Annotated in this window: 15 protein-coding genes; 4 read left to right on the top strand and 11 right to left on the bottom strand. The window is 63.6% G+C overall.

All coding sequences use genetic code 11. The features are described 5' to 3' along the window. Positions 1-10: 10 nt before the first annotated feature. From JQ632_RS10945 to JQ632_RS10935, 3 genes are all read right to left on the bottom strand, one after another. Positions 11-1,219 carry a GGDEF domain-containing protein gene (locus JQ632_RS10945; protein WP_212402438.1) on the bottom strand — a complete coding sequence of 403 codons (1,209 nt, stop codon included), beginning with the start codon at positions 1,217-1,219 and terminating at the stop codon, positions 11-13. A gap of 585 nt (positions 1,220-1,804) precedes the next feature. Continuing rightward, a complete protein-coding gene (locus JQ632_RS10940; RefSeq protein WP_212402318.1) occupies positions 1,805-2,416 on the bottom strand; it encodes a LysE family translocator in 612 nt (203 codons plus the stop codon). 58 nt (positions 2,417-2,474) lie between these two features. Further along, positions 2,475-2,849 carry a response regulator gene (locus JQ632_RS10935; protein WP_212402317.1) on the bottom strand — a complete coding sequence of 125 codons (375 nt, stop codon included), beginning with the start codon at positions 2,847-2,849 and terminating at the stop codon, positions 2,475-2,477. Between the two features lie 200 nt (positions 2,850-3,049). On the opposite strand from JQ632_RS10935, the gene JQ632_RS10930 reads away from it, so the two are divergent. Next, positions 3,050-3,880, top strand: coding sequence for an SDR family oxidoreductase (locus JQ632_RS10930; RefSeq protein ID WP_212402316.1), 831 nt, complete (start codon positions 3,050-3,052; stop codon positions 3,878-3,880). A 33-nt stretch (positions 3,881-3,913) separates the two neighbouring features. On the opposite strand, the gene JQ632_RS10925 is transcribed toward JQ632_RS10930, so the two are convergent. Continuing rightward, a complete protein-coding gene (locus JQ632_RS10925) occupies positions 3,914-4,714 on the bottom strand; it encodes a lytic murein transglycosylase (RefSeq protein WP_212402315.1) in 801 nt (266 codons plus the stop codon). 383 nt (positions 4,715-5,097) lie between these two features. Here JQ632_RS10925 and JQ632_RS10920 point away from each other — a divergent pair, with 383 nt between their 5' ends. Together JQ632_RS10920 and JQ632_RS10915 are read left to right on the top strand one after the other, a co-directional pair. Beyond that, a complete protein-coding gene (locus JQ632_RS10920; protein ID WP_212402314.1) occupies positions 5,098-5,439 on the top strand; it encodes a hypothetical protein in 342 nt (113 codons plus the stop codon). 673 nt (positions 5,440-6,112) lie between these two features. Further along, positions 6,113-6,349 carry a hypothetical protein gene (locus JQ632_RS10915; RefSeq protein ID WP_212402313.1) on the top strand — a complete coding sequence of 79 codons (237 nt, stop codon included), beginning with the start codon at positions 6,113-6,115 and terminating at the stop codon, positions 6,347-6,349. Positions 6,350-6,637: 288 nt separating this feature from the next. Here JQ632_RS10915 and JQ632_RS10910 read toward each other — a convergent pair whose 3' ends face one another. The 4 genes from JQ632_RS10910 to dnaG form a co-directional block, all read right to left on the bottom strand. After that, positions 6,638-7,018, bottom strand: a complete 381-nt coding sequence (locus JQ632_RS10910; RefSeq protein WP_212402312.1) for a thiol-disulfide oxidoreductase DCC family protein — start codon at positions 7,016-7,018, stop codon at positions 6,638-6,640. A gap of 105 nt (positions 7,019-7,123) precedes the next feature. Beyond that, positions 7,124-8,830, bottom strand: coding sequence for a hypothetical protein (locus JQ632_RS10905; protein WP_212402311.1), 1,707 nt, complete (start codon positions 8,828-8,830; stop codon positions 7,124-7,126). 291 nt (positions 8,831-9,121) lie between these two features. Continuing rightward, positions 9,122-11,260: an RNA polymerase sigma factor RpoD gene (gene rpoD / locus JQ632_RS10900; protein ID WP_212402310.1), complete on the bottom strand. Its 2,139-nt coding sequence runs from the start codon at positions 11,258-11,260 to the stop codon at positions 9,122-9,124. A gap of 379 nt (positions 11,261-11,639) precedes the next feature. Further along, entirely contained in the window at positions 11,640-13,649 is a 2,010-nt protein-coding gene (dnaG, locus tag JQ632_RS10895) for a DNA primase (RefSeq protein ID WP_212402309.1), read from the bottom strand. A 176-nt stretch (positions 13,650-13,825) separates the two neighbouring features. On the opposite strand from dnaG, the gene JQ632_RS10890 reads away from it, so the two are divergent. Next, positions 13,826-14,389 carry a chlorite dismutase family protein gene (locus JQ632_RS10890; RefSeq protein ID WP_212402308.1) on the top strand — a complete coding sequence of 188 codons (564 nt, stop codon included), beginning with the start codon at positions 13,826-13,828 and terminating at the stop codon, positions 14,387-14,389. A gap of 84 nt (positions 14,390-14,473) precedes the next feature. On the opposite strand, the gene JQ632_RS10885 is transcribed toward JQ632_RS10890, so the two are convergent. The 3 genes from JQ632_RS10885 to JQ632_RS10875 form a co-directional block, all read right to left on the bottom strand. After that, a complete protein-coding gene (locus tag JQ632_RS10885; RefSeq protein ID WP_212402307.1) occupies positions 14,474-14,872 on the bottom strand; it encodes a gamma-glutamylcyclotransferase in 399 nt (132 codons plus the stop codon). Positions 14,873-14,978: 106 nt separating this feature from the next. Beyond that, positions 14,979-15,794, bottom strand: a complete 816-nt coding sequence (locus JQ632_RS10880; protein ID WP_212402306.1) for a transglutaminase family protein — start codon at positions 15,792-15,794, stop codon at positions 14,979-14,981. Beyond that, entirely contained in the window at positions 15,795-16,694 is a 900-nt protein-coding gene (locus tag JQ632_RS10875) for a transglutaminase family protein (protein ID WP_212402305.1), read from the bottom strand. Between the last annotated feature and the right edge of the window lie 41 nt (positions 16,695-16,735).

The raw sequence follows: 16,735 nt of genomic DNA, 5'->3' as shown, positions 1-16,735 counted from the left end.
TGAGCACAGTTCAGGCGACCTCGCGCGCGACGCCGGACGGGACCGCGTCAGGCTGCAGCGTCGGTGCGGGATCGTAGGCCGCGTAGTCGTTCTTGCCGTTCTTCTTGGCGGCGTAAAGCGCCTGGTCGGCATGGGCCATCAGCCGGTCCGGATACTGGCCGACGGCATAGTCCCATTGCGCGACGCCGATCGAGACCGCGATCGGGATATCGCCGCCGGTGCAGGTCTCGGCATCCCTGCGGCAGACGTCGAGCACCCGGCGGGCGATCGCGGCGCCCTCATGCAGATTGGACGACGGCAGCACGACGCAGAACTCGTCGCCGCCGGTGCGGGCGAGCATGTCGCCGGGACGGAGCCGGGTCTGCGCCATCAGGGTGAAATGCTGCAGGCAGGCATCGCCCGCGGCATGGCCATGGGTGTCGTTGATGGTCTTGAAGCCGTCGAGGTCGATCACCAGCAGCGAGAACGGCTCGCCGCTGCGCATCGAGCGGGCGCATTCCTCCGACAGGCGCTGCAGCAGGTGGCGCCGGTTGGCGACGCCGGTGAGGTCGTCGAGCAGTGCGAGGTCGGCGACCTCGTTGCGCAGCCGGTCCATCGCCATCAACAGGAAGCCGAAATTGAGCGCCATCGACAGGAACAGAAGCCCGAGCACGACGACGGCATTGGCTTGGCCGCCCCCCAACGCCGAGAAGTCACCGCCAAGCAGGTTGCCGATCGCCCGTCCCGCGTAGATGCCGGTGATCGCGATGATGACGAGGCCGGCGAGCCGCGCTCCCGGTGCGGCCCGGCCTTCCCGCTCCGACCACAGCAGTCTCACTGTCATTGCGAGCGGGAATGATTGTCCCAGCGAATAGGACAGCATGCGCAACGGCACGCTCTCGTAGACAAAGGTGAAGAAGACCATCGCGCCGACGCTTGAGCCCACGATCATCGCGGTCGCCCGCCATGAGACGGGCCGGTCATAGAAGCGGCGGATGCCCATGGCCGCGAGGCAGGCGGCAAGGATCACGCCGGCACCGCCAAGCAGAAGCGGCGGCATGGAATCGAAGTACAGGCGGGTCAATGCGGTTATCGCGCCGCCCGCGCCGACGAAGGCCGATGCGGCCCAGAACCGTGCTGCTTCGAGCTTGGGATAGGCGCGCGTGACGTAGGCCCAGATCAGGCCCAGCGCCAGAAAGTTGATGACGAACACCGTCCACAGTGTCGGCACGCTCAGCATGGCGACCACGTGACGCGCACCGTCCCGCCCCCGTTATTTGGCAGCCGTTCGACCATAACCATCCCCGTTTTCTTGCCGAGAACAATGCGCGCGGCGCGCTTAACGGAGTCTCACCGCGATCTGCGAAACCTCACCCCTTGGTTTTGGATTCATGAACGATCGTTCCGCCTTCGCACATCGTTAGGCATGTCGATCGCGATCGCCGTCCCCGGCGTGCGCGCGCCGCCACGCCGGATTCGCGCGCAAAAATCACCCGAAAATGCATCTGAGCTGTGGATAACGTAATGACACAGATGTGACAGCACGGGGCAGCGGCTCGCGAATCTGCTGAGTTTAGCGTCGAGGATGTTGCGAGGCTGGCCCTCCGCCGAGCATCCCTCGTGTCGCGTTCCACCATTAACCCTTGAGAGGATACTATGGCTAAGAAAGCGAAGAAGGCGAAAAAGGCGAAGAAGGCCAAGAAGGCCAAGAAGAAGTAACGCTACTTCTTGTTCTTTGCCCGGGTGGAGCACGCTCCGCCCGGGCGTCAAAGCGGGATCGACAGACGGATTGAAGGCGGCGGGCACGGGCCCGCTTTTTTATTGCCTACCGCTCGGCGAACGCCAGCCTGGCGCCGAGCGCGGCAAAACCGGCGGCAAAGCTGCGGCGCAGCCAGGCCATCACGCGCGGGCGGGAGATGACGCGCTCGCGGACAGACGCCGCGAACAGGCCATAGACGACGAAGACTGCGAACGTCATCGCCATGAAGGCGCCGCTCAACTCCAGCATCCGCAGCAGCGGCTGGCTATCGTCGAGCGCGACGAACTGCGGCAGGAAGGCGAGAAAGAAGATCGAGAGTTTTGGATTGAGGATGTTGATCAGGAAGCCGGTCACGATCACCGACAGGCTCGAGCGCTCCTTGATCCGTCCCTCCACCGCAAGCACGCCGGTTTCGCGCAGCGCCTGCCAGGACATGTAGAGCAGGTAGACCACCCCGCACCATTTCAACGCGGCGAAGGCGAGCGCGCTGGTATGCAGCACGGCGGCGAGTCCGAGCATCGCCGCCGTCATGTGCGGCACGATGCCGAGCGTGCAGCCGAAGGCCGCCGCCACGCTCGCCCGCGAGCCGCGCGTGAGCGCAGAGGCGAGTGTGTAGAGCACGCCGGTGCCGGGGGATGCGACCACGATCAGCGAGGTGACGAGGAAGGACCAGGACATGCCCTGCCCTTACCACTCCCTACGTCCCCAAGAAAGCGACCGGCGCTTCAAGAAGCCGTCAGGACAGCTGGGCGATCTCGGCCTCGCGCAGCACGTCCAGCGGCGCCCAAGGCTTTGCCCAGAACTTTGCGCCGTCCGGCAAGGGCTGGGTCAGGGGACGGCCGGAGGTGACGACGACGTCGAGCCGCGGATTGCGCGCCTTGGCGACATGAGCGAGCTCGACTCCGGTCATGCGGCCCGCGAGCTGCACGTCCGTCATCAGGAGACAAAGCCCCTGGGTGGTCCCCTCGAGCACGGCTTGCGCATCCTCCGCGCGCTCGCAGGCGATGACGCGGTAGCCGCTTTCCTCCAGCAGCAGGCAGAGCATCGCACGCTGCATGGAATCGTCCTCGACGATGAGCGCGGTCGCGCCAAATGGCCTGACTTGTCCCATGGGCGTCGTCCCTCCGTGCACATCGTCGTCAAAAAGGAGTGGGATTAAGCCCGAGGGGGCTGGCCGGTTCAGTTCCAAATTGAGAAAGTTGAGGGAACCCAATGCGTCCAGCATGGACGCGCATTCGCCTGCATCAATTCGCGATCCAATTCCCAATCTTCGATCCAATCCTCGATCCTTCTTCGACCCCTGGAGCTGACATGACCACGATCCGCGGCGCCGCCGCCATCACCGGAGCTGCGAGCGGCATCGGCCGCGCGCTGGCTATCGAGCTTGCCCAGCGCGGCTGCGACCTCGCGCTTGCCGACCGCGACGAAGCCGGGCTGAAATCGGTTGCGGCCGAGATCGGCACCAGCCGCAAGGTGAGCCTCCATCGCGTCGATGTCGGCGAACCGAGCGAGATCACGAGATTCGCAGCCGACGCGATCGCGGCGCACCCTGCGCTGAGCATCGTCGTCAACAATGCCGGCGTCGCGCTGCTCGGCCAGTTCGACGAGATCGACCAGGCGCAGATGGAGTGGCTGTTCAACATCAATTTCTGGGGCGTGGTGCACGGCACGCGCGCCTTCCTGCCGCACCTGAAGACGAAGGGCGAGGCGCACATCGTCAACGTCTCCTCGATCTTCGGCATCATCGCCCCGCCCGGTCAAACCGCCTATGCGGCGGCAAAATTCGCGGTGCGCGGCTTCTCCGAGAGCCTGCGCCACGAGCTCGCGGTGGCGAAAAGCCCGGTGAGGCTGTCTGTGGTGCATCCCGGCGGGGTCTCGACCAGCATCGTGCGCAATTCCCGCACAGGGGTCGGCGTCACCGACAATGCACGGCGCTCGCAATCGATCGAGCGCTTCGATAACGCCGCCAAGACCACGCCGAAGGCGGCGGCGCTGCGCATCATCAAGGGGATCGAAGGCAACGAGCCGCGCATCCTGATCGGTAACGACGCGAGATTCATGGACCTTTTGCAGCGCTTCCGCCCCGGCACGTACTGGGCGCCATTGCAGCGGCGGCTGGAGAGGATGGCGCAGGGGAAGTGAGATCTTCACCCTCCCCTGGAGGGGAGGGTAAGATCACTCCCGCAACCGGTCCGCAAAATACCCGATCGTCTTGCGGTAGATCAGCGCGCGGTTCCATTCGCGCATGGCTTCGAAATTCGCGGTGCCCTCGCCGTAAGGCGCTCCCATCTTGAAGCCGCTGGTGTGCAGCAGGTTCGCGGTGGAGGCGAGCACGTCGGGGACGCTGTGACGGAGGTCGACGCGGCCGTCGCCGTCGAAGTCGACGCCGTATTTGATATAGGACGACGGCAGGAACTGGGTCTGGCCGATCTCGCCGGCAAAGGCGCCGATCAGGTCGCGCAGCGGCAGGTCGCCGCGCTGGACGATCTTCAGCGCCGCGAGCAGCTCGCCCTGGAACAGCTCGGTGCGGCGGCAATCATGCGCGAGCGTTGCAAGCGTGCGGACGACCGGCAGCTTGCCGATGTCGCCCTTGCCAAAATCGCTCTCCAGGCCCCAGATCGCGACCAGGATCTGCCGGGGCACGCCAAACTTCTGCTCGATGCGCGAGAGCAGCGCGGCATGGCGCTGGAGCATTGCCTTGCCGCCATTGATGCGGCCGGCGCCGACGCGGGTCGCGACGTACTGCTCAAAACTCTTGTTGAAGGTGTAGCGCTGGCGGCGGTCGAAGGCGAGCACGCTCCCGTCCTGCGTCACGCCGGACAACGCCGCGCTGGTCACACCAGCCGAGACACCGGCGGCCTGCGCCTCCGAGGTCATGCCGGCGATGAAGGCGTTGAAATCGCCGCCGCAGCGCGCGGCAAAGGACGGCGTGGCGAGGAGCACAAGCGAGGCCACGGCCAGACCTAGTCTCAGCATGTCGGATTTTTCCCAAATCATTGCGCGAAGCTGATGCGATCATGCCCGGGAACCGGAGGGCCGTCAAAGCGACGCGACCGGGCAGCCGTGCGCGCACGCAAATCGCGCAACCGCAACGAACGCCTGGGCTGTGCCGGCGGGCTTGAAGCGAGCGCCAAAAATGTCTCCCCTCGTCATTCCGGGGCGCCCGAAAGGGCGAGCCCGGAATCCATTGCTCATCCAACGCTGCGGTTAAATGAATTCCGGGTTCGATGCTCAAGGGCCGCGCGTAGCGCGGTCCCGTCGCATCGCCCCGGAATGACGAGGGAGAGAGATGCACGCTACGAGGTTGCAGCTTCCCGTGTGGGTGCTAACCTCGATGGCGCAAGTCTGAGACCATCGCCATGCCCGACGACATGGACAAGCCCGCCCGCTTCGCGCTGCTGCGCACACCGCTGTTCCGCCTGCTTGCGATCAACCTCGCGATCGGCGCTGTCGCCGCCGTGCTGCTCGTCGGCGGCCTCCTGCTGCTCAATCCCGGCCATCTACGCGAGCTGATCTTTGCCGACCGCGCACCAGGCGTTGCGATCTTCCTCCTGCTCGGTTCGTTCCTCATCACCTTCGGCTCGACCGCGATGGGCAGCGCGATCATGTCTCAGGGCCGCAAGGACGATGACGACAAAGGCGGCGGAGGCACGAGGCTGGCGACGCGGTGGCTGAAACCGAGCCGCGCCAAAGCGCGATGAGACCGGGTTCGATTGGCGTTCGGGCGCTTCACAACAAAAACTCGCAAAACAACCCCATGCAAAGTAGCCGAAGCATGCGGGCATGACGACTTGCGCATTTTCCGAAATTCGCTTGACACGTCGGGCAAATCGGGTGTAAAAGACGATCATCGGGCAATCCGCGAAAGAGCACGCCAGAATACTTGCGGCGGCACGCCAACGCTCGTTGCGGACCTGGAACTCCCGCAGATGTTTGCCCGTACACGCGAGACGCGACTGAATTCTCGCGACAAAGACAGAGATCGCGTGCGCAATCGAGCCAATTTGACGCACCAGGCAAAGTTGCTGAGATCGAAGGCAAATACCCGTGTCAGCGTTCACTTCTCAACGACTGCACAAAGCGCTGTCACAAATCCCTTGCAAATCACGTGGCGACGGCGGTAGTATTCTATTTAAGGTTGTCGTTCCTCCAGCCCCGGACGACACTGAGCGACCAACAATAAACGGCGGGCTTTCGGCCCGCCGTTTATTGAGGCAAGGCCTCGTTTCGAGGCGCGTGAGGCTTCGACCCCGGCAAACAGCTTTCGTCGATCGATGGCGCGGGGAGTTCCGGAAGGCGGGCTCCGCGCCGAAAACGCGCAATATCATTTGCAATATCATTTGACGGTGGCGCCCTTGTCGACCACAAGCGGCCATGGCCAAAAAACCCGGAACCAACCCCAAAGGCGAGTTCGCCTTTTTCAACGTCGTCTATGAAGACGATTCCCAACGCTCCAACCGCCGCGTACCCGCCGAGCTGCTCGCCGGCCTCGACGGCGACGAACCCGCGCGCGGCTTCATCATGGAGCAGGACCGCGAGATCGCCGAGAAGTCGGGCCGGCCGGCGCTGGAGATCAAGCGGATCGAGCGGGTCGGCGCGAAGAAGAAATAGGCTTGGCCTAAAGCGGGATCGCTTCAGATTGAATCGATTGGGCCACGGGCTCGCTTAACCTCTCCCGCTTGCGGGGGAGGCATAGGCCGCCTTCGGCGGCCGTGCACTTTAGAGACGCCGAGGCGAAGCCTCGGCTATAGCGCAGCGCCGGGTGGGGGCTCGCTCCGCATTGGGAGTCTCGATTGTTGAGAGACCCCCTCCCCAGCCCTCCCCCGCAAGCGGGAGAGGGAGCGCACCTCCTTCGGGGCTCGCAACCGAACTTGATCTCGCTATGCTCCAGGCGCGTGCTCACCAGCGCCCGCTCCGCTTGTTCCAGGCAAACAGCAGATCGGCAAAGCGGTCATAGAAGAACCGCGTGAACGGCAGCGCCACGCGATTGCCGAACAGCGCCGCAAGCCACCCCTGCCCCGGCGTTATCAACCACAGCGCAACGGCAACATCCGCGCCGACGATGAGCCGGCCGGCCTCGTCGGTCGCATGCAGGCGGCGCCTGATGTCGTCGAGCGAGGCGCCAAACTGCGCCAGCGTATCGGGCTGCTCGTTGATGTCCCTGAACTCGACCGTCCCCGCGCGCACCAGCGCCAGCAGCTTGTTGCGCTGCCAGTCGATGCCGGCGTCGCAGACGGGGCAGCGGGTGTTGTAGTAGATGGTGAGGTGGGAGGTGGGCATAGGCCGCGATGGTAGATGCCAATGGCCGGTGCGTTGAGGCGGATGGGCTCAACTCTTGACGTGCTTCTCCAGCAACGCGATCTCGATCCGGCAGTTACAGCACCACTACGAACCGCAAACATTCATATCGGGCACGATACCGGTGGTGTTCTGCGGCGGCAGGTCGGTTCTGTCCAGCTTTGGATAGCGGTCCAGAAGTATCTGCCTCGCTTCGTCGGCATGCCCGAAGCGGGCCAACCCTCTGGTCACGTAGCGAGCGGCCTGATCCGCGGTACCGTCCGAGACCGGCCGAGCGCGCAAATATTCCAGCATGACCGGCACAAGCTTCTGGCCGATGGCGACGTCCGCCCTACAGGCCGCCAACGCCGCCGTCTTGGATGCCTCGAGCCATCTCAGTCGCTCCGAAATCAATTGGGTGGTGTCAATGCCGAGGCGCCCGGATGCAGCACCGATGCCTCCCACCCACCTCCAGTCACTGCTCATGATGAGCGCGAGTATCCGCTCGCCTCGCGGAGACAGATCTTTGCTATCCAGCCTGCCTATGACTGTCCCGACCATGCCGGAAAAATTGCTATCGGCACTGCGCGCTTCCATCTGGTCGAGGAACAGGTCGAGATGATCGACCACGACATCGCGGCTACGCCCAATGATATTGTCCATAAGGCGAAAATCTCTGACACGCCGGTCTTGAACCAGCTTCAACAGGACCTCCGCATCCTTGCCCGCGACGAACGGACATTTCCCGTTCTGGCACTGCAGCGATATCACCCAGTCCGTCACGAGTTGCTTCTGATTATCCGTCAAGCGTTCGCCGGCACGATCGAGCATCGTTACGACGCGGTCTGCAGGGCTGAAAAGCTTATTCGGCTTTTGGTTGTCGATCCCCAACGTCTGCAACGCGATGGCAACGAGATCGAAGCTATTGAGGGTGCGCTCCGAGCGCATAAAGACGGGCGCACCGATGCAGACGCCATAGCAAGGCGCATAGAAGAGATTGAGCGGCATCATCCAGTGCGAGAATATCACCTGGGTTTTCTGCAATTTGAGCGACCAGCCGCCCGGGGACGGCGCCGATATCTTCAGAACCTGAAGACTTCTCACATCACTAACAGCCCGCGCAAAGTCCTGGCCAAGATTTTGCGGTTCTGGAAACTTACTGTTCTCGATCTCGATCCGCGCCATCATTTGCTCAGCGCTCGCGACACGCGAGATGAAGCAGATGCCGGATACCAGGGCGTCCTTGGTCTCGGGCAACATCACCTCATTGGGCCCGAAAGCTTCAGGGCAGGTGTCGCGCTGTTCGATCACATGATCAATCTCGACGGACCGCTCGGTCGTTTTTCGCGTCACGCGCACGATGTCCACGCGCCTGCTCAGCAGAAGCCGCTGGCACAGCGTATCGCATCCCGCGCTCTTCGGGGGATTCGATAGGTCCGCGTAATATTGAGCGACACTGACCAGTTCGACCGACCTCGGCGTCTCAGCAAAACTCCCGCTGACATCACCGGACAGATGGTGCTGCATGTGGCGCGCGGTGAGCGTCTCGGCCAGTAGCGGCACACCGATCACGACGACCGGAAGCGGAATGGCAGCGAGCGCAATCAGACGCCAGTTGCGCGGTGTCGAGCGCATCAGGATCAGGGCAGGCGCCGCAGCCAACAGATAGATGAGAGCCGTATTCGCATAGAGCAGCGGAAGGCCCACACCAAACGTAAACAACACCAGGACGACGAGTACTGTTGGCGCAGCGTTGGTAACGATGAAGAATGCTATCAGAATCGCAAGAATTATCGACAATATGCGCGTGGTCATAACTATCGTTCCGAAAGCCACCACCGACGATGCGCGTCGGCGAACATCCTCCGAGGATACCGAGACGGGCTAACGGTTCGGTTACCCATTGGCCGCGGCAACTTTTAGTGGAAAAACTTCCTTTCAAGATTCGTTAAACAAATGACGAACGCTCGCCGAAGCCTATCCGACAGGCGGTCATTTGCGAATTCGCCAGACTACCTGGACAGGCGTCCAAAACAAAGACGGCGGGCTTGCGCCCGCCGCTTCGTTTTGATGGATTGCCGGGTCAAGCCCGGCAATGACAAGTGACTAGTTATCCAAAAAGCTCCGCAGCTTCCGGCTCCTTGACGGATGCTTCAGCTTCCGCAGCGCCTTCGCTTCGATCTGACGGATGCGTTCGCGGGTGACCGAGAACTGCTGGCCGACTTCTTCCAGCGTGTGGTCGGTGTTCATGCCGATGCCGAAGCGCATGCGCAGCACGCGCTCTTCGCGCGGGGTGAGCGAGGCGAGCACGCGCGTGGTGGTCTCGCGCAGGTTCGACTGGATGGCGGCGTCGATGGGGAGGATCGCGTTCTTGTCCTCGATGAAATCGCCGAGGTGCGAATCCTCTTCGTCACCGACGGGCGTCTCGAGCGACAAGGGCTCCTTGGCGATCTTGAGGACCTTGCGCACCTTCTCCAGGGGCATGCCGAGTTTTTCGGCGAGCTCTTCCGGGGTCGGCTCGCGGCCGATCTCGTTGAGCATCTGGCGGCTCGTGCGCACGATCTTGTTGATCGTCTCGATCATGTGCACGGGGATGCGGATGGTGCGCGCCTGGTCGGCGATCGACCGGGTGATCGCCTGCCGGATCCACCAGGTGGCGTAGGTCGAGAACTTGTAGCCGCGGCGGTACTCGAACTTGTCGACGGCCTTCATCAGGCCGATGTTGCCTTCCTGGATCAGGTCGAGGAACTGCAGGCCGCGGTTGGTGTATTTCTTGGCGATCGAGATCACCAGGCGGAGGTTGGCTTCCACCATCTCCTTCTTGGCCTGGCGTGCTTCGCGCTCGCCCTTCTGCACGGAGTGCACGATCTTGCGGAATTCGCCGATCTCAAGACCCGTCAGCGCTGCGAGCTGATGCACCTCGTGGCGCAGGTCCTTGATGCGGTCCTTCTCGTGATGGACGAAGTTCTTCCAGCCCTTGGCCGAAAGTTTCGACACCCGGTTGAGCCAGCGCGGATCGAGCTCCGAGCCCGTGTAGTTGCGCAGGAAGTCGTCGCGGGCGACGCCGTGGCTGTCGGCGAGGCGCATCAGGCGGCCCTCGTGGGACACGAGGCGCTTGTTAATGTCGTAGAGCTGCTCGACCAGTGAATCGATGCGCGCCTGGTTGAGGCGCAGCGACTTCACCTCGACGATGATCTCGTCCTTCAGCTTCTTGTACTTTCGCTCCTGGTGCGGCGAGAGCGACTCGTTCTGGAGCTGGTTGGCGATGTCCTGCTCCTGAAGCTTGCGCAGCTTCTTGTAGTTGTCGGCGATCTTGTCGAAGATCTCGACGACCTTCGGCTTGAGCTCGGCCTCGATCGCCGCAAGCGACATCTGGTTCTCGAACTCGTCGTCGTCCATGTCGGCTTCGGCAGCGGCCTCGCCCGGATCCTTCTCCTCGCTGGCTTCGCCGTCACCGGCGGCAGGCGCGGCACGGAACGGGGTCGGCGACGGGGGCGCTGCGGGCGGCGCGACATGCGCGGGAGCTGCGGCAGTCGCTTCGCCGCCATTGGCGGCGGCCTCGCCGCCTTCGCCGTTCGGCGCGCCGATCATCTGCGGGTTCATGCCGCCCTTGGCGTCGGGACCGGCATAGGTCGCTTCGAGATCGATGATGTCGCGCAGGAAGATCTTGCCTTCGTTGAGCTCATCGCGCCAGATGATGATGGCCTGGAAGGTCAGCGGGCTTTCGCAGAGGCCCGCGATCATCGCCTCGCGGCCGGCCTCGATGCGCTTGGCGATCGCGATTTCGCCTTCGCGGGAGAGCAGCTCGACCGTGCCCATCTCGCGCAGATACATGCGCACGGGATCGTCGGTGCGCTCGCCCGGCTCGCTCTTCTTGACCTCGGTGACGGCCTTCTGCGTGACCTCGACGAGCTCGTTGTCGGTATCGTCGTCCGAGGAATCCTTTTCCTCTTCCTCACCCTCGGCGTCGTCGGCCTCGGTGACGTTGATGCCCATGTCAGAGAGCATCGACATGATGTCTTCGATCTGTTCGGGCGAGGTCTGGTCGGACGGCAGCACTTCGTTGAGCTGATCGAAGGTCACGAAGCCGCGCTTCTTGGCCTGCTTAATCATCTTCTTCACTGCCGCGTCGGACAGATCGAGCAAGGGCGAGGGAGCGTCCTGGGAATCCTTCTCAGGAGCGTCCGCTGCCTTGTCGTCCTTTTCCTTGTCCTTCGCCTGCAGCGTCTTTGCCTTGGTGGCCATCCATTGCTCCTGAAACGCGCTTTCAATGCAGGTGGCGTGCAGCACGCCTGCCTGAATTCACCTGAACCTGTTGCTCGACGCTCTCGCTTCGCCAGATCTCGACACAGAAAGGGCGGCGCAAACGTTCGTTCGCCACCCCCAAACTTATCTCGCCGGATTTGCCTAACGCTTCGTGAGCACCTTTCGTGTCGCCGGCGAATGCAGGTTGAGTACCAACAGCGATTGCGCGGATTTATTCCTGACGCCTTTTGCCTGCGGCCGCCTGGGGCCAAAGTGCTACAGTAACGTTAAGCCTCGATTAACCCTGTTTTTGCCGCCAAACCTTGGATTTGGCGAGTCTTTTTGCGGTTCCGGTCGCTCCCGTCCGCATGATTCTTCATTACACGCTCTTCTGGACCCGGCCCGACAGCTCGCCAAAACCCTCGATCAGGGCCTCGGTGCCGTCCACCTCGGCCATCCTGGCCTTGACGTCCCGCAGCCATGCCAAATTGGCCTCGCTGGGGTCTTCCCCCAAGGCCAGCTCGGCGTCCTTCAACTCCCTAAGTAGGGAATGCCATTGCCGATGCAAGGCGACGAGCTGATGCCAGGTTGACAAAACGTCATCGCGCGCCGCGCCCTCGCGCGCGCCCCACACCGCAGGGGTCGTGATGGATCGCTCAACCCTTTGAAGTAACGGGATAAATCCGCCCTTCTCGAGGTCGGCGCGCATCTTCTCGGCCTGCTCGCCCGGATCGGGGCTGTGGTGATGGTCGTTGGCGAAGGCGGCGATGATGCCGGCCCGGAGCTTGTGCGCCTCGGGGTGGGCGAGCTCGAGGGCGGCCACTTCCTCGAGATGCTCGTGCAGGAGCCAGGGGTGGTTGATCAGGCTCTGCAGGATCAGGGCCTCGCGGCGCGAAACGGCGCTGCGCTGTCCCCGCATGATCGGGCTTGCCGCGAGCTGGGGGCTCGCCGCCTGGTAGGGCCCCGACGGTAACGAGGTGGGGACCGGGCCGCCACGGCGGCCTGGGCCTGCGAATCGATTCGGCCCACCGCCACCCGCGCGGGGCTGAAAATTCCGACCGCCATTGCCTCTGAAATTGCCGCGGCCGGCAAAATTGCCGCCACGCCCGCCCTCGGGCGCAAAGGTGCGCTGTAGGCGCTCAGCGAGATCCTGGCGATAGTAGCGCCGCACGACCTCGTCGCGGATGCCGTTGGAGAGCTCGTTGATGCGCGCTTCCAGCGCCGCGCGCCGCTCCGGCGTGACAAAGCTGCCGCCCTCCAGCTCGCGCGACCAGATCATGTCGGCGAGCGGGCGCGCGGCGGCGAGCACCTCCTCGACCGCGCCGCGGCCACCGGAGCGGACGAGATCGTCGGGGTCCTGCCCTTCCGGCAAGAGCGCGAAGCGGAGGCTCTTGCCCGGCGCGAGGAATGGCAAGGCCAGGTCCGCGGCACGATAGGCCGCCTTCTGCCCGGCCTTGTCGCCGTCGAAGCAGAGGATCGGCTCGTCCGCCATCTTCCAGAGCAGCGCGAGCTGGTTTTCGGTGAGCGCGGTGCCGAGCGGCGCCACGCTGCCTGCAAAGCCCGCCGTGACCATGGCGATGACGTCGACATAGCCCTCGACCACGATCAGGGGCGCGCCGTCATGCGTGGCTTTGCGCGCCGTCGGGTGGTTGTAGAGATTGTCGCCCTTGTGGAAGAGCGGCGTCTCCGGCGAGTTGAGATATTTGGCCGGGACGTCCTTCTCCAGCGCGCGCCCGCCGAAGGCGATGACGCGGCCGCGCAAGTCCGTGATCGGAAACATCACGCGGTCGCGGAAGCGATCATAGGGCAAGGGAATGTCGTCGCCGCCGACCAAGAGGCCGGTCTCGATCATGTCCTCGACGGAGACGCCCTGCTTGCCGAGATGCTCCTTCAGCGCGAAGCGCTCGGGCGGCGGCGGCGCATAGCCGATGCGGAACTGCAATTGGGTGGCGGGCGAGATCGCACGATCGGCGAGATAGCCGCGCGCTTTCGCTCCCAGGCGCGAGGCCAGCGTCTCCGAGAAGAATTTCGCGGCGAGCTCCATGACGTCGTGCAGCGTGCGGCGGCGCTGCTCGTGCCGCGCCGCATCGGGCGTCGCCGCCGGCAGCGGCAATCCCGCCATGCCTGCCAGCCGTTCGACCGCTTCGGCGAAGGGCAGGCCGTCGGTCTCCATCACGAAGGAGATGATGTCGCCGTGCTTGCCGGAGGAGAAGTCGTGGTAAAAACCCTTCTGGTCGTTGACGTAGAAGGACGGCGTCTTTTCTTGCTGAAACGGCGACAGCCCCTTCCACTCCCGCCCCGCCTTCTTCAGCTTGACGCGCTTGCCCACGACTTCGGAGACCGAAAGCCGGGCACGAAGCTCGTCGAGGAATTGGGGCGTGAAGCGCATGGGCTCTGAATCTAGCGCGAATCAACGTGAGTCGGGGCGAACGGCTACGGATATAGGGACGGCCTGACGAGAAGTCAGGAATGTCGGGCTTATCCGAGTTATTCGACCTATGCACAGCCCCGCTATTGGCACTAGATGCGCTTGATTGCGGCCCTGTTCCACGCTTCGATAGCGCCATGTTCACAACCTTTCGAGGCGGCCAGAGCGGGGGTTGGCGGGTCACCTCGATCTCACCCGTCAAGGGCGATCCCCTGCCATTCGTGCCGGCGCTGTCGGTGGTCTCTGGCGAGGCCATCGCGCTGCCGCTGGTGCCTTCGCGCAATGCCTGGCGGCTTGCGGGCGTCGCCAGCCATTTGCGCTACACCGAACGCGCCGAGAAGGAGAAGCTTGTCGCCGTGCAGGCCGGGCTCGGCCGTCCCGAGGCGACCAGCGCGGCGCTGATCCCGATCCGGAAGACTCAGGCCTGGTGGGACCTCACGCCCGAGGAGCGGCGCGCGATTTTCGAGGACAAGTCGCATCACATCGCCAGCAGCATGCGCTTCCTCCCCGCCATCGCACGGCAGCTCTATCACTGCCGCGATCTCGGCGAGCCCTTCGACTTCCTGACTTGGTTCGAATACGCGCCGGCGGACGCCTCGCTGTTCGAGGAACTGGTGGCGATGCTGCGCACGACCGAGGAATGGGCTTATGTCGAGCACGAGGTCGACGTCCGCCTGGTGCGCGAGGTGCTGACGCCCTAAAGCGCGATGATCATCGCGCTTTAGGGTCTTTGTCTTGAGCATGATCTTTCCGGAAAACCGCTACACACTTTTCCGGATCATGCTCTAATGCTCCAGGAAGCGGCCGGACTCGATACGCGGCAGATCGGTGACGGGCCAGTTGTAGAGGTAGGTCCAGGCCTTGTTGGCGCTGCCATCCGCGAGCGTCACGTCGATCAGCCTGCGCAGATATTCCGTCGGCTCGGAAAAGCCCTCGCCGCAGGCCTCGTACATGTCGAACTCGCGCAAGAGTTCGTCCGGCGTGCGCAGGCGGAACAGCTCGCCATGGACGATGTCTGAGGCCGTATCCGACAGCAGCAGGCCCGGATAATGCTTGATGAGATAGAGACGGCCGCGGCAGGTCGCGCTGCCGATGAAATCGGCGTGCGCAGAAAGCAGCCGCGCCATCGGATGGTCGAAGCCGCGCATCAAGGTGCCGTAGACGAAGAGGTGGTCGGAGGTCATGGGGTCTCTATACCCGTCATTGCGAGCGAAGCGAAGCAATCCAGAAATGCATCCGCGGAAAGATTCTGGATTGCTTCGCTTCGCTCGCAATGACCTTTGGGTGGGTTCAACCCACCGTCACCACCTCATCGCTGACTACGAAAAACTTCCTCAGCTCCATCCGGCCGAAGCTCGTCGACAGCGCGACGTCGGCGGCGTCGCGGCCCGTGGCCATCAGGATGCGGCCGATGCGCGGGACGTTGTGGCGGGCATCGAAGGTGAACCATCTGCCGGAGAGATACGCCTGGAACCAGCCGGAAAAATCCATCGGGAACGGCTCGGGTGGAATGCCGATGTCGCCCATATAGCCGGTGCAGTAACGCGCCGGGATGCCCATGCAGCGGCAGAGCGCGACGGCGAGATGCGCGAAATCGCGGCAGACGCCGCTCCGCTGCTCGTAGACGTCGTGCGCTGACTTCATGTGATGGGCGTGCTCGTAGCCGAAGATGACGTGGCGATGCACGAATTCGGTGATGGCGGCGACGCGTTCCCAGCCGGGCTCCGTCCTGGCGAACAGCGACCAGGCGATGTCGGTGAGCTTGTCGGTCTCGCAATAGCGGCTCGGCATCAGATAGAGCAGCAGCTCGTTCGGCAGCTCTTCGATCGGCATCTGCTGCGCTGATGGCATCACCTCGTCCGGCAGCCCGGTGTCGCGCACCAGCGCACTGCCTTTCAGCGTGACGCCGCCGGCGGGCGCAACGAGGCGGCCGCAGATATTGCCAAAACTGTCGTGGTAGAAGCGGAGCGGCACGTCGGGCTCAGTGACGATCGTCTCCCCGCCGACGATGTCGGCTGCGCGCGAGGGATGGATGTTGAGCATGATGACCATCGGCGTCGGCTGCGGTGCTGCGTAAGTGATCTCGAAGCCGACCTTGATGTCCATCTACGAATCCTCTGTCTCCAGCTCTTCGTCGCAAGCCTCGACGCGGATCTTCACCTCCATCTCCGTGAACGCGTCGGCCGGGCCGATATAGACGCCGTGCAGCGGGATCGCCTGGCGGGGATCGCGGGCGACCGCGACGCGGATCAGGTCGCGCGTGCCGACGATGCCGTTGGTCGGATCGAACTCGATCCAGCCCGCACTCGGCAAATAGACCTGAACCCAGGCATGGGTCGAGCCGCCGCCGACATGACGCTCCTTGAGGTCCTCGGGCACGAAGATGTAGCCGGAGACGAAGCGCGCCGCGATGCCGAGCCGGCGCAGCGCCTCGATCATGAACAGCGCATAGTCGCGGCAGGTGCCGGAGCGCGTCTGCAGCGTGTCGAGCGGATGCTGCGTGCCCTGCTCGTGGCGCTTGCGATATTTGAAGGCCTTGCGGATGCCGTGCGTCATGCCACTCAAAATCTTGAACGTCGGCGTCGGCGCCTCCTCGTCCAGGAACGCGCGCGCCCATTCGGCGATCTCGCCGTCGGGGTCGGCATATTGCGGCGTCACGTACTGCACGAGATCGGGGAATTCCTCATCGTCATAGACGAAGGGATAGAAATAGGCTGCATCGTCAGGCGTGAGCGCGAACTCCTCCACCGGATTGTACTCGACCGTGACGTGCCAGTTGAAGGTGAGCCGGTCCGCGCGCTCGTCGAAACCGGCGATCGCCACCGAGTTGCCGAACACGTCGTGGATCCAGCGCAGCGACATCGGCTCCGGCGCGATCTCGAGCCTCGAGTCGAGCACGCGCAGATCGTGACCGTCGCGCGGGCGCAGCATGATGCTGTGCTCGCCGAACGCCACCGGGCGGTCATAGCGATATTCGGTCTTGTGGTGAATCGTGAGCAGCGGCATCGTCAGACAATCATGGTGATTCTGGGCGGGCTAATCTATAG

Origin of the sequence: Bradyrhizobium liaoningense, from assembly GCF_018130955.1 — a bacterium.
In the GTDB taxonomy this organism is placed as follows: Bacteria; Pseudomonadota; Alphaproteobacteria; order Rhizobiales; family Xanthobacteraceae; genus Bradyrhizobium; species Bradyrhizobium liaoningense_C.
The sequence above is the reverse complement of the archived record's forward strand: the minus strand, read 5'-3'. Positions and strand labels throughout refer to the sequence as shown.

Coding starts and splice junctions, on each gene's coding strand:
- JQ632_RS10945 (WP_212402438.1), bottom strand. CDS start 1,219: ATGCTGAGCGTGCCGACACTGTGGACGGTGTTCGTCATCAACTTTCTG.
- JQ632_RS10940 (WP_212402318.1), bottom strand. CDS start 2,416: ATGTCCTGGTCCTTCCTCGTCACCTCGCTGATCGTGGTCGCATCCCCC.
- JQ632_RS10935 (WP_212402317.1), bottom strand. CDS start 2,849: ATGGGACAAGTCAGGCCATTTGGCGCGACCGCGCTCATCGTCGAGGAC.
- JQ632_RS10930 (WP_212402316.1), top strand. CDS start 3,050: ATGACCACGATCCGCGGCGCCGCCGCCATCACCGGAGCTGCGAGCGGC.
- JQ632_RS10925 (WP_212402315.1), bottom strand. CDS start 4,714: ATGCTGAGACTAGGTCTGGCCGTGGCCTCGCTTGTGCTCCTCGCCACG.
- JQ632_RS10920 (WP_212402314.1), top strand. CDS start 5,098: ATGCCCGACGACATGGACAAGCCCGCCCGCTTCGCGCTGCTGCGCACA.
- JQ632_RS10915 (WP_212402313.1), top strand. CDS start 6,113: ATGGCCAAAAAACCCGGAACCAACCCCAAAGGCGAGTTCGCCTTTTTC.
- JQ632_RS10910 (WP_212402312.1), bottom strand. CDS start 7,018: ATGCCCACCTCCCACCTCACCATCTACTACAACACCCGCTGCCCCGTC.
- JQ632_RS10905 (WP_212402311.1), bottom strand. CDS start 8,830: ATGACCACGCGCATATTGTCGATAATTCTTGCGATTCTGATAGCATTC.
- rpoD (WP_212402310.1), bottom strand. CDS start 11,260: ATGGCCACCAAGGCAAAGACGCTGCAGGCGAAGGACAAGGAAAAGGAC.
- dnaG (WP_212402309.1), bottom strand. CDS start 13,649: ATGCGCTTCACGCCCCAATTCCTCGACGAGCTTCGTGCCCGGCTTTCG.
- JQ632_RS10890 (WP_212402308.1), top strand. CDS start 13,826: ATGTTCACAACCTTTCGAGGCGGCCAGAGCGGGGGTTGGCGGGTCACC.
- JQ632_RS10885 (WP_212402307.1), bottom strand. CDS start 14,872: ATGACCTCCGACCACCTCTTCGTCTACGGCACCTTGATGCGCGGCTTC.
- JQ632_RS10880 (WP_212402306.1), bottom strand. CDS start 15,794: ATGGACATCAAGGTCGGCTTCGAGATCACTTACGCAGCACCGCAGCCG.
- JQ632_RS10875 (WP_212402305.1), bottom strand. CDS start 16,694: ATGCCGCTGCTCACGATTCACCACAAGACCGAATATCGCTATGACCGC.